This is a genomic window from Variovorax sp. FW301-JW7, assembly GCF_058788795.1.
On record NZ_JBYTBC010000003.1, the window covers coordinates 92,217 to 106,419 of the forward strand.

A 14,203-nucleotide genomic window follows, 5' to 3' on the forward strand; every position below is an offset into this window, starting at 1 on the left:
GGGGGAGATTGTCACATCACCGTCACCGGGGCCGATCCGGCGGTGCGGCAGGGTTCCCCCTGAGTCCTTGGGCCGGTCAGCGCCGCAGGTCCAGCGTGAACGGAAACTCTCGGCTGCCCGGCAGCTCGATGGTGGCCGGCGGCGTGCGCAGCAGGCCCGGGGTGTGGCCGGTGCGCGTGAAGCGCGAATGGCGGCGGCTCTCGGCCTCGTAGGCGTTGACCGGGAAGGTGTCGTAGTTGCGGCCGCCCGGGTGGGCGACGAAGTACTGGCAGCCGCCCAGCGAGCGCTTCATCCAGGTGTCGACGAGGTCGAAGGTCAGCGGGGCATGGGCCGGGATGCTCGGGTGCAGCGCCGAAGGCGGGTTCCACGCCTTGTAGCGCACGCCGGCCACGAACTCGCCGGTGACGCCGGTGGGCTGCAGCGGCAGCACCTTGCCGTTGACGGTGACGACGTGGCGGCTTTCGTTCAGCCCGGTCACGCGCACCTCGATGCGCTCCAGCGACGAGTCGACATAGCGCACCGTGCCGCCGGCCGAGCCTTCCTCGCCCATCACGTGCCAGGGCTCCAGCGCGTTGCGCAGCGACAGCTCCACGCCCATCGACTGCATCTGGCCCACGAGCGGGAAGCGGAACTCGAAGTGCGGCGCGAACCAGTCGGCATCGAACGCGAAGCCGGCCTGGCGCATCTCGCTGATGACGTCGTCGAAGTCCATCTTGACGAAGGTCGGCAGCAGGAAGCGGTCGTGCAGCTCGGTGCCCCAGCGGGTGACGGGCGCCTGGTAGGGCGCGTCCCAGAAGCGGGCGACCAGCGCGCGGATCAGCAGCTGCTGCGCGATGCTCATGCGCGCATGCGGCGGCATCTCGAACGCGCGCAGTTCCAGGAGGCCGAGGCGGCCGGTGCTGGAGTCGGGCGAGTAGAGCTTGTCGATGCAGAACTCGCTGCGGTGCGTGTTGCCCGACACGTCGATCAGGATGTTGCGCAGCGTGCGGTCGACCAGCCACGCAGGCATGTTCTGGCCATAGATCTCGCGGTTCTTGGCGATTTCCTTCAGCGCGATTTCAAGCTCGTAGACCTGGTCGTTGCGCGCCTCGTCCACGCGCGGCGCCTGGCTCGTCGGGCCGATGAACATGCCCGAGAACAGGTAGCTCAGCGACGGGTGGTTGTGCCAGTACAGCAGCAGGCTGGCCAGCAGCTCGGGCCGGCGCAGGAAGGGGCTGTCGGCGGGCGTGGCGCCGCCCATCACGAAGTGGTTGCCGCCGCCGGTGCCGGTGTGGCGGCCGTCGGTCATGAACTTCTCGGCCGACAGGCGCGTCTCGAACGCGGCGTTGTAGAGGAACTCGGTGTGGGCGACCAGTTCCTTCCAGTTGTGGGCCGGGTGGATGTTGACTTCGATCACGCCCGGGTCGGGCGTGACGGCCAGCATCTTCAGGCGCGGATCGCGCGGCGGCGGGTAGCCTTCCATCACGATGCGCACGCCGAGCTGCTGCGCGGTGGCTTCGACGGCGGCAACGAGGTCGAGGTAGTCCTCCAGGCGCGCCAGAGGCGGCATGAAGACGTAGAGCACGCCCGAGGCGCTGCCTTTCTTCTCGGCCGCCGGGCCGTTGGCGCGGCGCGGGTCGCGCACTTCGACGCACAGCGCGGTGCGCGTGACCCAGTGGGCCGATTCGCCGCGCAGCGGCTGGCGCGTGGCGGGTGTGGCGGCATCAGCCGCAGCGGCTGCATCGCCCTTCGCTGCATCGCCGGGGCTTTGCATGCGCAGCGACGCGGGCACCACGGGCGGCGCGCCGAAGGTGTAGGGCACCTCGCCCAGGTCGGCGCCAGCGACCGGAGCGGCATAGCGCGCGCGGTAGTCGGACGCGCTGGGCAACGCGGCGCGCGGCGCGGTCGGGTCGCGCTCGATGAGGTAGGGGTAGTCGCCCTTGCTGGCCCACGGCTGCGAGTCGAGCGGCAGGCGGTAGCCCATGGGCGAATCGCCCGGGATCAGGAACAGGCGGTCGTCGCGCAGGAACCACGGGCCGGTCTTCCAGCCGGGGCCGGCGAGCGCGGGCGCGTCGCCGTTGGCGTTGCCGGGCTCGATGGGCAACATGTAGCCGATGACCGCATCGAGCTTCTGCGTGAAGACGCGGCGCAGGCGCACGCGTTCGAGTTCGTCGTCGAGCTTGGAGTCGAAGGGGTCGACGTTCACCGGCAGGCGGCGTTCGCGCCACAGGTAGTAGTAGGTGTCCTCGTAGCCGGGCTGGATGTAGCGCTCGGTGAGGCCCAGCTTGTGCGCCAGCACGGTGGTGAAGCGGCGCGCGTCCTCGCTCGTGTAGTGGGTGGGAAAGCGTTCGTCGGCGAACAGCTCGGGGTCGTGCCACAGCGTCTGGCCGTCGGCGCGCCAGAAGATCGACAGCGCCCAGCGCGGCAGTTGCTCGCCCGGGTACCACTTGCCCTGGCCGAAATGCAGGAAGCCGCCCTGGCCGTACTCGGCGCGCAGCTTGTGCACGAGCTCGGTGGCGTAGCCGCGCTTGGTGGGGCCGAGCGCGTCGGTGTTCCATTCGGCCGCGTCGCGGTCGCCGGTGGCCACGTAGGTCGGCTCGCCGCCCATCGTGAGGCGCACGTCGCCGGCTGTCAGGCGCGCATCGACGGCGTCGCCGAGCGCGATCACCTCGGCCCATTGTTCTTCGGTGTAGGGCTTGGTGACGCGCGGCGATTCGTAGATGCGCGTGACCGTCATCTCGTGGCTGAACTCGACCTCGGATTCGTCGACGCCGCCCTCGATGGGCGCGGCGCTCGACGGCGTGGGCGTGCAGGCCAGCGGGATGTGGCCTTCGCCGGCCATGAGGCCCGAGGTGGCGTCCAGGCCGATCCAGCCGGCGCCCGGCAGGAACACCTCGCACCAGGCGTGCAGGTCGGTGAAGTCGACCGTGGTGCCGCTCGGGCCGTCGAGCGCTTTTACGTCGGGCGTGAGCTGGATCAGGTAGCCCGAGACGAAGCGCGCGGCCAGGCCCATGTGGCGCAGCAGCTGCACCAGCAGCCAGCCCGAGTCGCGGCAGGAGCCGCTGCCGTTGGTGAGCGTTTCTTCCGGCGTCTGCACGCCGGGCTCCATGCGGATGAGGTAGTTGACGTCCTGCTGCACCTGCTGGTTCAGGCCGACCAGGAAGTCGATGGTGCGCTGCTCCTTGCGGTCGACCTTGTCGAGATACGCCTCCAGCAGCGGCGTGACCGGATCGGCCACGAGGTAGGGCGCCAGCTCTTCGGCCTGCGAGGCCGTGTACTTGAAGGGGAAGTTCTCGGCCTGCGGCTCGAGAAAGAAGTCGAAGGGGTTGTAGACCGCCATCTCGACCACGAGGTCGACCGTGACCTTGAACTCGCGCGTTTTTTCGGGGAACACGAGCCGCGCCTGGTAGTTGGCGAACGGGTCCTGCATCCAGTTGACGAAGTGCTCGGCCGGTTCGACCCGCAGCGAGTACGAGATCACATTGCTGCGGCAATGGGGCGCGGGGCGCAGTCGCACGACTTGCGGGCCCAACTGCACCAGGCGGTCGTATGTGTAGTGGGTGACGTGGTGGAGTGCGGCGTGGATGGACATGCGTAGGGGCGTGCAGTGCAGCGAGGTTGCATCGAAAAGATGTCTCTGGTGAGACGCATACTAGCCCAGTTGCCAAGCAATTAACGCGCCATCGAGCGTGGGTTGGGGGAGGGTTTGCATCATGGATTCCGGGGTGTGGGGAGGGCAGTCGCGGCGTGCGTCCGAGGCGGTCGCGGGTGGGGCGGGGGCCTTCGTTGTGCTCGGCGGCACGCTGCTCGGCGCGGCCTTGCAGTTGCGCCAGCCGCTGCTGTGGCACGCAGGCGTTTACGTCGCGTTGTTGCTCGCGGGGCTCGGCGGCGGATGGCTGTTGTGGCGATGGCGTGGGCCTCGGCCGATCGTGCTGGTGCTGTCGCTGGCCTGCGGTGCGATGGCCGGCGCGGGGCTCGCCGGATGGCGCGCGACGGCTTATGCAAACGGGGCGCTGGAGCCGCAACTGGAAGGGCGCGACCTGCGGCTCACGGGCGTGGTCTCGCAGATGCCGCAACCCGGCGAGATCGGAACGCGCTTCCGTTTCGACGTGGAGACGGCGCAATGGGCCGAGGCCTCGCGCGATGAGGCACCGCCGACGGTGCCACCGCGCATCGCACTCGCCTGGTACGGCGAATACAGCGGGATGTGGGAGCAGCCCGCCGAACGTCGCGCATCCGTCGCACGCACCGTGGGCGAGGTGCACGCCGGCCAGCGCTGGCAACTGACCGTGCGCCTGCGCGCGCCGCACGGCAACCTCAATCCGCATGGCTTCGACAGCGAGCTGTGGGCGTGGGAGCAGGGCGTGCATGCGCAGGGCCATGTGCGAGTTGGCGCACGCGACCCTGCGCCGCAACTGATGGGCACCACTTGGCTGCACCCGATCGAGCGGGCGCGCGAAGCCGTGCGCGATGCGGTCTTCGCCCGCGTGGACGACCGGCGCCAGGCCGGCGTGATCGCCGCGCTCGTCACAGGCGACCAGGGCGCCATCGACCGCGCCGACTGGGACGTGTTCCGCGCCACCGGTGTGGCGCATCTGATGTCGATCTCGGGCCTGCACATCACCTTGTTCGCTTGGTTTGCGGCGCATGTCGTCGGCGCGCTCTGGCGGCGCAGCAGCCGGCTCATGCTGCGGCTGCCCGCGCAACAGGCCGCGCTCGCGGGCGGCGTGCTGCTGGCCGCGCTCTACGCGCTCTTCAGCGGCTGGGGCGTGCCCTCGCAACGCACGGTCTGGATGCTTGCGGCCGTGGCGCTGCTGCGCCTGACCGGCCGGCGCTGGCCGTGGCCGCACGTCTGGCTGCTGACGGCGGCGGTCGTGGTGGCCGCCGACCCGTGGGCGCTGCTGCAGGCCGGCTTCTGGCTCAGCTTCGTGGCGGTGGCGGTGCTGTTCGCCTCCGCCACGGCTGTGCCGGGCGAGGGGCGGGTGGGCGCGCTCACCCGACTGGGCCGCTTCTTCCGCGAGCAATGGACCATCACGCTGGCGCTCGCGCCGCTGAGCCTGCTGCTGTTCCAGCAGGTGTCGGCCGTCGGGCTCGTGGCCAATGCGATCGCGATCCCGTGGGTGACGCTGGTGATCACGCCGCTGGCGATGCTCGGCGTGGCGGTGCCGCCGCTGTGGGATGTGGCGGCCGGTGCGGTGAAGCTGTTCGCCTCGTTGCTGCAGGCGCTCGCCGGCCTGCCGTTCGCCACGCTGTCGATGGCCGCGCCGCCGCCGTGGCTGGCCGCGGGCGGCGTGGTGGGCGGTGTGCTGCTGGCGATGCGCCTGCCGTGGTCGATGCGCGCGCTCGGCCTGCCGCTGCTGTTGCCGGTGCTGCTGTGGCAGCCGGCGCGGCCCGCCGTGGGCGAGTTCGACCTGCTCGCCGCCGACATCGGGCAGGGCAACGCGGTGCTCGTGCGCACCGCCACGCACAGCCTGCTCTACGACGCCGGCCCGCGCTACGGGCTCGACAGCGACGCGGGCCACCGCGTGCTCGTGCCGCTGCTGCGCGCGCGGGGCGAGCGGCTCGACCTGCTGTTGCTGAGCCATCGCGACATCGACCACACCGGCGGCGCGCCCGCCGTGCTCGCCATGCAGCCGCAGGCGGCGCTGCTGAGTTCCATCGAGGCCGGGCATCCACTGCAGGCGCTGCGCCCCGCGCGCCGCTGCGAGGCCGGGCAGCGGTGGCGCTGGGACGGCGTCGACTTCGAGGTGCTGTTTCCCTTCGACAGCGACTACCTCGGCTTCACGCGGCCCAATGCCGTGTCGTGCGTGCTGCGCATCGGCAACGGCCGGGCCACGGTGCTGCTGGCCGGCGACATCGAGCGGCTGCAGGAGGCCGCGCTGGTGTCACGAACCACTGGGCTGCAGGCCGACCTGCTGCTGGTGCCGCACCATGGCAGCAAGACTTCGTCGAGCGAGGCGTTGCTCGACGCCGTGCGCCCACGCATTGCCCTCGTCCAGGCCGGCTACCGCAGCCGCTTCGGCCACCCGGCGCCCGAGGTGGTGGCGCGCTACGTCGAGCGCGGTGTGCAGGTGGTCGACAGCCCGCGCTGCGGCGCCGCCCATTGGGCAAGCCAGCTGCCCGCCGAGCTGAAGTGTGAACGCGCGCACGACCTGCGCTACTGGCGCCACCGCATGCCTTGAAGGTCCGAAACGCGAAATGCCCTCGCATTGCGCCCAAACCTAGGGCTTCTACTGGCCTTGAACTTGCTAAGCTATGGCTCAAGGAGATTGGTCGTTCCATGCACAAATTCGACGAGATGTATGAGCAGCTCCCCTATGCGGGCGCTGCAATCCGACAGCACTACAAGCGCTACGACCAATGGCTTGCGAAGCAACCCGGTGAGGTGATGCGATCGCGGCGTGAAGAGGCGGAAATGATTTTCCGCCGGGTCGGCATCACCTTCGCGGTGTATGGCGCCAAGGACGAGGACGGCTCCGGCACCGAGCGGCTGATCCCGTTCGACCTGCTGCCCCGGATCATTCCCTCCCACGAGTGGGAGAGCATGGAAAAGGGGCTGGTGCAGCGTGTCACGGCGCTCAACCGCTTCCTGTACGACGTGTACCACGACCAGGACATCATCAAGGCCGGCATCATTCCGGCCGAGCAGATCCTGAACAACGCCCAGTTCCGTCCCGAAATGATGGGCGTGAACGTGCCGCACAACGTCTACTCGAACATCTCGGGCATCGACATCGTGCGCGCCCCCGATGCCCAGGGCAACGGCGAGTACTACGTGCTCGAAGACAACCTGCGCGTGCCCAGCGGCGTGAGCTACATGCTCGAGAACCGCAAGATGATGATGCGGCTCTTCCCGGAGCTGTTCAACCAGAACCGCATCGCGCCGGTCGCCCATTACCCCGACCTGCTGCTCGAAACGCTGCGCGCCAGCGCGCCGCCGGCCACGGCCGAGCCCACGGTGGTGGTGCTCACGCCCGGCATGTACAACAGCGCCTACTTCGAGCATGCCTTCCTGGCCCAGCAGATGGGCGTGGAGCTGGTCGAAGGCCAAGACCTGTTCGTGAAGGACGACTTCGTCTACATGCGCACCACGCGCGGCCCGGTGCGGGTCGACGTGATCTACCGCCGCGTCGACGACGACTTCCTCGACCCCGACGTGTTCCGCCCGACCTCCACCCTCGGCTGCGCGGGCCTCATGCGCGCGTACCGCGCGGGCAACGTCGTGATCTGCAATGCCGTGGGCACCGGCGTGGCCGACGACAAGTCGATCTACCCCTACGTGCCGAAGATGATCGAGTTCTACCTCGGCGAGAAGCCGATCCTGAAGAACGTGCCCACCTACATGTGCCGCAACAAGGACGAGCTGCAGTACACGCTCGACAACATGAAGGACCTGGTCGTCAAGGAGGTGCACGGCGCCGGCGGCTACGGCATGCTCATCGGCCCGGCCGCCACGCAGGCCGAGATCGAGGATTTCAAGAAGGCCGTCATCGCCAAGCCCGACGGCTACATCGCCCAGCCCACGCTGAGCCTGTCGACCTCGCCGACCTTCGTCGACGCCGGCATCGCGCCGCGCCACATCGACCTGCGTCCCTTCGTGCTCTCGGGCAGCGAGGTGCAGATGGTGCCCGGCGGCCTCACGCGCGTGGCACTCAAGGAAGGGTCGCTGGTGGTCAACTCGTCGCAGGGCGGCGGCACCAAGGACACCTGGATTCTCGAAGCGGACCGCACGGCCAAGCCGAAGGCGGCCACGCAGTCGCAAAGCCAATCGCAGTAGGAGAACCCACGATGCTGTCCCGCACCGCAGACCACCTCTACTGGATGTCGCGCTACACCGAGCGTGCCGAGAACACGGCGCGCATGCTCGACGTCAATTACCAGACCTCGCTGCTGCCGCAGTCGGCCGAGGTCGCCAAGTACGGCTGGCAGGGCGTGCTCTCGATCAGCGAGCTGCTGCCGCTGTACAACGACAAGTACGACCACATCGCGCCCAACGAAGTCATGGAGTTCATGGTCAAGGACGAGAGCAATCCGTCGTCGATCGTCTCCTGCCTGAAGGCCGCGCGCGAGAACGCGCGTGCCGTGCGCGGCGCGCTCACCACCGAAGCCTGGGAAACGCAGAACACCACCTGGCTCGAGGTGAACCGCATGCTGCGCGCCGGCGATTTTGAGCGCGACCCGGGCCAGTTCTTCGAGTGGGTCAAGTTCCGCTCGCACCTGTCGCGCGGCGTCACGCTGGGCACGATGCTCCAAGATGAGGCGTTCTACTTCTCGCGCCTGGGCACCTTTTTGGAGCGTGCCGACAACACGGCGCGCCTGGTCGACGTGAAGTTCCATGCGCTCAACAGCGAATTCTTCGGTGCTGCCACCGAGGAAGACCAGGAGTACGACTTCTATCACTGGAGCGCGATCCTGCGCAGCGTCTCGGCCTTCGAGGTGTACCGCAAGGTCTACCGCGACGTGATCAAGCCCGAGCGCGTGGCCGAGCTGCTGATTCTTCGCGCCGACATGCCGCGCTCGCTGCACGCGAGCCTGGCCGAGGTGGTCGCCAACCTGGCGAAGGTGCAGAACGAGCAGAGCGCCGAAACGCAGCGCCGCGCCGGCAAGCTGCTGGCCGACCTGCAGTACGCGCGCGTCGACGAGATCCTGGCGACGGGCCTGCACGCCTATCTCACGCAGTTCCTCGACCGCGTGAACGAGTTGGGCGGGCGCATCAGCCAGGACTTCCTGGTGCCGGCGCACTGACAAGGCACCGAGTCCTGCGGGCCCATCGAGGCCCCAGGACCTCGCATGGCGGGCGGTAGCATTCGAGTTCGATCTCGATCCAAATTGCTGACCGCAGGGAGTTCCATGAAGAAGAAATCAATGCTTGCCAACGATGGCAAGTGGATGGCCGCCGCCCTGGCGGCCGTCGTGCTGCTCGCCGGCTGCGACCAGGCCGGGTCACCGAAAGAACAAGCCTCGGCGCAGGCATCGACGGCCGTCGTCGTCGATGCCGCCACGGGATTGCGCTGGCTGCGCTGCGCGTTGGGGCAGACCTGGCAGGGTGGTCGTTGTGTCGGCGAGGCTGAAGCCCTGAGCCTGATGGACGCGCAGGAGCGCGTGCAGGCGCTCAACGCCAAGGGCCATGAAGGCATCTCGCAATGGCGGTTGCCGACCATCGTGGAGTTGGCGGCGCTGCGGCGTTGCGACCACGGCCTGGTCGACGAGCAGTTCACGCTCGAGCTGAGCCCCGAAAAGGAGCCCGTCAACGTGCCACGATGGTGCGCCCGCGAAACCTCCGTTCCCACCATCGACAGCGCACGCTTTCCCGACACGCCGCTGCGCAAGTTCTGGTCGGGCTCGGGCAGCGAGGCCGCGCAGCACTTCTACGCCGTGGACTTCAGCAATGCGTGGATCGGCCAGAACGAGGCGGCCGAGGCCACCCATGCGGTGCGGCCGGTGGCCGATCGCTGACCTTCAGCTGCATCTACTTCGAGAACGACTCGACAGCCACCGGAATCTCCGGCGCTTGCCACTCATAGCTGTCGCCCAGCACATTGCGCTGCGCCTTCTGCCCGCTCCAGCGGATGCCCAGCAGGTCCATGAGGCTCCAGCCCGCCCAGTCCGCGCGGAAGGGCTGCTGCGTGGCGGCGCCGGTGGGCAGCGGCTCGCGGTTGCGCCAGACGATGGCCGGGATGCGGTAGCCCGAGGCGGTCGCGGGGCTGTGGCCTGCGCGGTCGCTGCCGTGCCCGACTTCCTGGCCGTGGTCCGACAGGTACATCCAGGCGCGGTAGTCCTCGGGGCGGCCCGTGCTGAGGGTCTGCTGCAGCAGCTCCGACACCACGAAGTCGTGGTACAGCAGCGCGGCGTCGTATTGCTGGCGGAAGTGCCGCACCCAGGCCGAGCGACCGTCCTTCACGAGGCCGGTCTCGATGGCATCGACGTTGTCGTCGAAGGGGTTGGCGTTCTCGGGAAAGCGCAGGCTGTAGTGCGGGTGTGCGCCCATCAGGTGGACCACGATGAGCTTGCGCTCGCTGCTCGTGTCGGCAAAGGCTTCCTGCACGCAGTCGAGGATCTCGCCGTCGAGCGAGGCGCTGGCGCGGCCCGGCGTGCGGTTCACCATGTCGACCACGTCGGCATAGCGCGCGTGCTCCTGCTCGATGGCCAGGTCGTCGTGGTTGCTGATCCACCAGACCTTGTAGCCGGCGGCGCGTGCCAGGGCGAGCAGGTGGGGCGGGCTGTCGCCGTTTCCGTTTCCATTCGCCGGCTGCCCGAAATGGAACATGTTGCGCAGCGCGGGCAGGGTGCTCGCGTCGACCGACCACGCGTTGCGCAGCACGGCCATGCGGTCGCCTTCCTGGGCCTTGTGCGCCTGCAGGCGCGGCGTGGTCGGGCGGCCGTAGCCGTACAGGCCCATGTTGTCGCGGTTGATGCTGTCGGTGATGACCAGCACCACCGTCGACGGCCCTTCGCGCGAGAGCACCGGTGCGATCTGCCGCGCCTGGGCCATCTGCGCATCGCGGGTTTTTTCCTGGCCGGCCCAGGCGGCGCGCTGGTCCTGCAGCGACTGCGACCACTGGGTCCAGAAGACGACCGGGTGCAGCCGGCGCCAGGGCTTGCTCACATAGGCCACGCAGGCCGCGAGCAGGATCAGCAGCAGCAGCGAGCGCACCCAGAACGGCCGCCGCGCACGTGGCGCCGCGGCGCCACGTCGCGCGAACAGGCCCGCCACCACGCCTGCCGCCGCGAGTGCGGCCGACCAGACGACGGCGGAGCGCCAGTGCATGCTGAGGTACTCGGCGCTTTCTCGTGCGTTGGTGTTGGCCGCCGCGCCCAGCACCATGGCGCTGTCGGGCGCGGCCTGGTAGGTGTCGAGCAGGTAGGCGCGGACCACGGCGTCCAGGCCGAAGCCCATGACCCAGAGCCACACCAGCGCCGTGCGCCAGCGCCGCAGGCGTGCGCTGTGCAGCGGCCACAGCAGCCAGAGCACGGGCGGCGCGGCGAGCACCGCGAGCTGGGCGATGCGGCGGCCGTCGTGGCCCAGGGCGATCAGTGCCAGCAGCGTGGCGCCGACCACGCCGCAAGCCAGCAGGGCGCTGGCGGTGGGACGCGGGGCGTCGATGTGAGGATGTGTCAAACGCGGCGTGGGGGAGTCGAAAGGCGGGCGAATTCTGCCCCGCACCCTGCGGCAACGCGTTCAGTGTCCCGACCCTGGCGGGGTCTTTGGGGCACGCCTCAGGGATATCCCGGCGGAACTTATCGGCGCTCAGCGTCCCAGAGGGGGCTTCGACCGGCGTTTGCCGGACCTCCCGTGTCTTCTCGAAAGGAACCCTCGCCCCATGGCCCGATTCAGCCGCCGACTGCCCGCGCTCCTGCTCGCATTCTTCTTCTCGTGGATGGTGCTGCCGTCCGCCTTTGCCGCGCAGCCGCAGATGGTCAGTGTCGCGGTCAAGACCCTGAACATGCGCACCGCCCCCAGCCAGCGCGCCGAGGCGCACTGGACAGTGAGCCGGGGCTATCCGCTGCGCGTGATCGGCCGCAAGGGCGACTGGCTGCGGGTCACCGACTTCGAGAACGACAAGGCCTGGGTCTTCCGCTCGATGACGAGCAAGACGCCGCACCACGTCGTGAAGGCGAAGACCGCGCAGCTGCGCCGCGCGCCCGGCGCGCGCAGCCCGGTCGTGAAGAAGGCCGTGTACGGCGACGTGCTGCGCACCCTCGAGCGCCGCGGCGACTGGGTGAAGGTGCGCCACGAAGGCGGCGCCACCGGCTGGGTGCTGAAGCGCTCCCTCTGGGGCTGGTGAACCCGAGGGCGCTCAGGTCGCGGTCGCCTGGCGCACCGCGCGCTCCCAGCGCGCCATCGATTCCTCGGCCTGCGCGCGGCCCATGGTGGGCATGAAGCGGCGCTCGATCTTCCACAGCTTCGAGAGCTGGCGCGCGTCGGTGTAGACGCCCGTTGACAGCCCCGCCAGGTAGGCCGCGCCCAGCGCGGTGGTCTCGACCACCTCGGGCCGCACCACCGGAATGCCCAGCAGGTCGGCCTGGAACTGCATCAGCAGGTCGTTCACGCTCGCACCGCCGTCCACGCGCAACTCGGCCACGGGCTTGCCGCCCGCGGCGACCGCGTCGCGGCTCATGGCCTGCAGCAGCGCGGCACTTTGGTACGCGATGCTTTCCAGCGCCGCGCGCGCGATGTGCGCGACCGTGGTGCCGCGCGTGAGCCCGGTGATCGTGCCGCGCGCGTCCGCGTCCCAGTAGGGCGCGCCCAGGCCGGTGAAGGCCGGCACCATCATCACGCCGCCCGCGTCGGGCACGCTCTCGGCGAGCGACTGCACTTCGGCGCTGCCCTTGATGGCCTTGAGGCCGTCGCGCAGCCACTGCACCACGGCGCCGCCGACGAACACGCTGCCTTCCATCGCGTACTGCGGGGTCGCGTCGACCTGCGCGGCGCTGGTCACCAGCAGGCCGTTGTGCGAGGGCTGGAACGCGCCGCCCGTGTGCATCAGCAGGAAGCAGCCGGTGCCGTAGGTGTTCTTGGCCATGCCGGCCTCGAAGCAGGCCTGGCCGAAGAGGGCGCTCTGCTGGTCGCCGGCCACGCCGCCGATGGGCAGCGCGTGGCCCAGCAGCGCGGCGTCGGTGTCGGCAAAGTGCGAGCTCGAGGGCTGCACCTTCGGCATCAGCGCGGCGGGGATGTCCAGCGCCTTCAGCAGGTCGGCGTCCCATTCGTTCGTGTGCACGTTGAAGAGCATGGTGCGCGAGGCGTTGCTCACGTCGGTCACGTGCACCTTGCCACCGGTGAGCTGCCACATGAGCCAGCTGTCGACCGTGCCGAAAGCGAGTTCGCCGCGTTCGGCCTGGGCGCGCGCGCCGGGCACGTGGTCCAGCAGCCAGCGCAGCTTGGTGCCCGAGAAGTAGGCGTCGATGACGAGCCCGGTCTTCTCGCGGATGGTGTCGCTCAGGCCCTGTTCGCGCAGTTGCGCGCACAGCGGTTCGGCGCGGCGGTCCTGCCAGACGATGGCGTGGTGCACCGGCTGGCCGGTGGTGCGGTTCCACAGCACGGTGGTCTCGCGCTGGTTGGTGATGCCGATGGCGTGGATGTCGGCGGGCTGCAGCTTCGCCTTGGCCAGCACTTCGCGCGCGGTGGCCAGCTGGCTGCGCCAGATTTCCATCGGGTCGTGCTCGACCCAGCCCGGCTGCGGGTAGATCTGCGTGAGTTCCTTCTGCGCGATGGCGACGATGCGGCCTTCGCGGTCGAACACGATGCTGCGCGAGCTGGAGGTGCCCTGGTCGAGGGCGAGCAGGTAGGTGGTCATGGGGCGTGTTCCTCTGGTCTTGCTCCTTCCCCTTCCGGGGGAAGGCGGGGATGGGGGCAGCGTCCAACGAGCGCTGCGCAGGGGCCGAGGCCGTCGTGCCCCCACCCCGACCCTCCCCCGGAAGGGGAGGGAGAAATACGGGCGGCGCTCATGCGTCGCGTGCGATTTCCAGCCGCACCTGCGCGGCATGCAGCAGGTCGGGGAAGGGCGGCGGCGGCGCGGCGTCGGTGAACAGGCGGTCGATCTGCGAGAGCGTGCCCAGCTGGATCATGGCCGGCCGGTTGAACTTGCTCGCGTCGGCCGCCAGCCACACCTCGCGCGCCTGGGCAATGATGGTCTGCGCGACCTTCACCTCGCGCAGGTCGAAGTCGCGCAGCGAGCCGTCGGCCTCGATGCTCGACACGCCGATGAGCGCGATGTCGACCTTGAACTGGCGGATGAAGTCGATGGTGGCCTCGCCCACCACGGCGCGGTCGCGCGGGCGCACCGAGCCGCCGGCCACGATCACCTCGCAGGCCGTGTTGCCGCTCAGGATGGTCGCCACGTTCAGGTTGTTGGTGATCACGCGCAGGCCCGTGTGGCGCATCAGCGCCTTGGCGATGGCCTCGGTGGTGGTGCCGATGTTCAGGATCAGCGAACAGTCGTTGGGCACCAGCTCGGCCACGCGGCGCGCAATGCGCGCTTTGCCGTCGGCATTGAGCGTTTCGCGCTGCTGGTAGCCGATGTTCTCGGTGGTCGAGCTGGGCACGCGCACGCCGCCGTGGAAACGCGTGAGCAAGCCCGCATCGGCCAGCCGCTGCACGTCGCGCCGCACGGTCTGCAGCGTGACGCCCAGCATGTCGGCGAGCTGTTCGACGGTGACCGAACCGCGCGCGCGCACGGTGTCGAGGAGGTTGATCTGGCGCGGGTTGGAGTTCACAGAGGCGTCG

9 protein-coding genes are annotated in these 14,203 nt (G+C 69.4%); 5 read left to right on the forward strand and 4 right to left on the reverse strand.

Annotated features, from left to right (window positions below):
- Positions 1–76: 76 nt before the first annotated feature.
- Positions 77–3,571 carry a transglutaminase family protein gene (locus tag AC3WQM_RS08920; protein ID WP_492678072.1) on the reverse strand — a complete coding sequence of 1,165 codons (3,495 nt, stop codon included), beginning with the start codon at positions 3,569–3,571 and terminating at the stop codon, positions 77–79.
- Positions 3,572–3,692: 121 nt separating this feature from the next.
- On the opposite strand from AC3WQM_RS08920, the gene AC3WQM_RS08925 reads away from it, so the two are divergent.
- The 4 genes from AC3WQM_RS08925 (at position 3,693) to AC3WQM_RS08940 (ending at position 9,435) form a co-directional block, all read left to right on the forward strand.
- Positions 3,693–6,161, forward strand: a complete 2,469-nt coding sequence (locus AC3WQM_RS08925) for a DNA internalization-related competence protein ComEC/Rec2 (RefSeq protein WP_492678074.1) — start codon at positions 3,693–3,695, stop codon at positions 6,159–6,161.
- 98 nt (positions 6,162–6,259) lie between these two features.
- Positions 6,260–7,756 (forward strand): circularly permuted type 2 ATP-grasp protein, encoded by a 1,497-nt coding sequence (locus AC3WQM_RS08930; protein ID WP_489057311.1) that lies wholly within the window; start codon positions 6,260–6,262, stop codon positions 7,754–7,756.
- Between the two features lie 11 nt (positions 7,757–7,767).
- Entirely contained in the window at positions 7,768–8,724 is a 957-nt protein-coding gene (locus AC3WQM_RS08935; protein ID WP_153284960.1) for an alpha-E domain-containing protein, read from the forward strand.
- 120 nt (positions 8,725–8,844) lie between these two features.
- Positions 8,845–9,435 (forward strand): Lcl C-terminal domain-containing protein, encoded by a 591-nt coding sequence (locus tag AC3WQM_RS08940; RefSeq protein WP_492678076.1) that lies wholly within the window; start codon positions 8,845–8,847, stop codon positions 9,433–9,435.
- 13 nt (positions 9,436–9,448) lie between these two features.
- Here the strand turns inward: AC3WQM_RS08940 and AC3WQM_RS08945 are convergent, their stop codons facing one another.
- Entirely contained in the window at positions 9,449–11,098 is a 1,650-nt protein-coding gene (locus tag AC3WQM_RS08945; RefSeq protein ID WP_492678078.1) for a phosphoethanolamine transferase, read from the reverse strand.
- Between the two features lie 202 nt (positions 11,099–11,300).
- Here AC3WQM_RS08945 and AC3WQM_RS08950 point away from each other — a divergent pair, with 202 nt between their 5' ends.
- Positions 11,301–11,765, forward strand: a complete 465-nt coding sequence (locus AC3WQM_RS08950) for an SH3 domain-containing protein (RefSeq protein ID WP_095744792.1) — start codon at positions 11,301–11,303, stop codon at positions 11,763–11,765.
- Positions 11,766–11,777: 12 nt separating this feature from the next.
- On the opposite strand, the gene glpK is transcribed toward AC3WQM_RS08950, so the two are convergent.
- Complete coding sequence (gene glpK / locus AC3WQM_RS08955; protein ID WP_492678080.1) at positions 11,778–13,274, reverse strand: glycerol kinase GlpK; 1,497 nt, start codon at positions 13,272–13,274, stop codon at positions 11,778–11,780.
- A 148-nt stretch (positions 13,275–13,422) separates the two neighbouring features.
- Positions 13,423–14,193, reverse strand: coding sequence for a DeoR/GlpR family DNA-binding transcription regulator (locus tag AC3WQM_RS08960; protein WP_492678082.1), 771 nt, complete (start codon positions 14,191–14,193; stop codon positions 13,423–13,425).
- Positions 14,194–14,203: the final 10 nt, after the last annotated feature.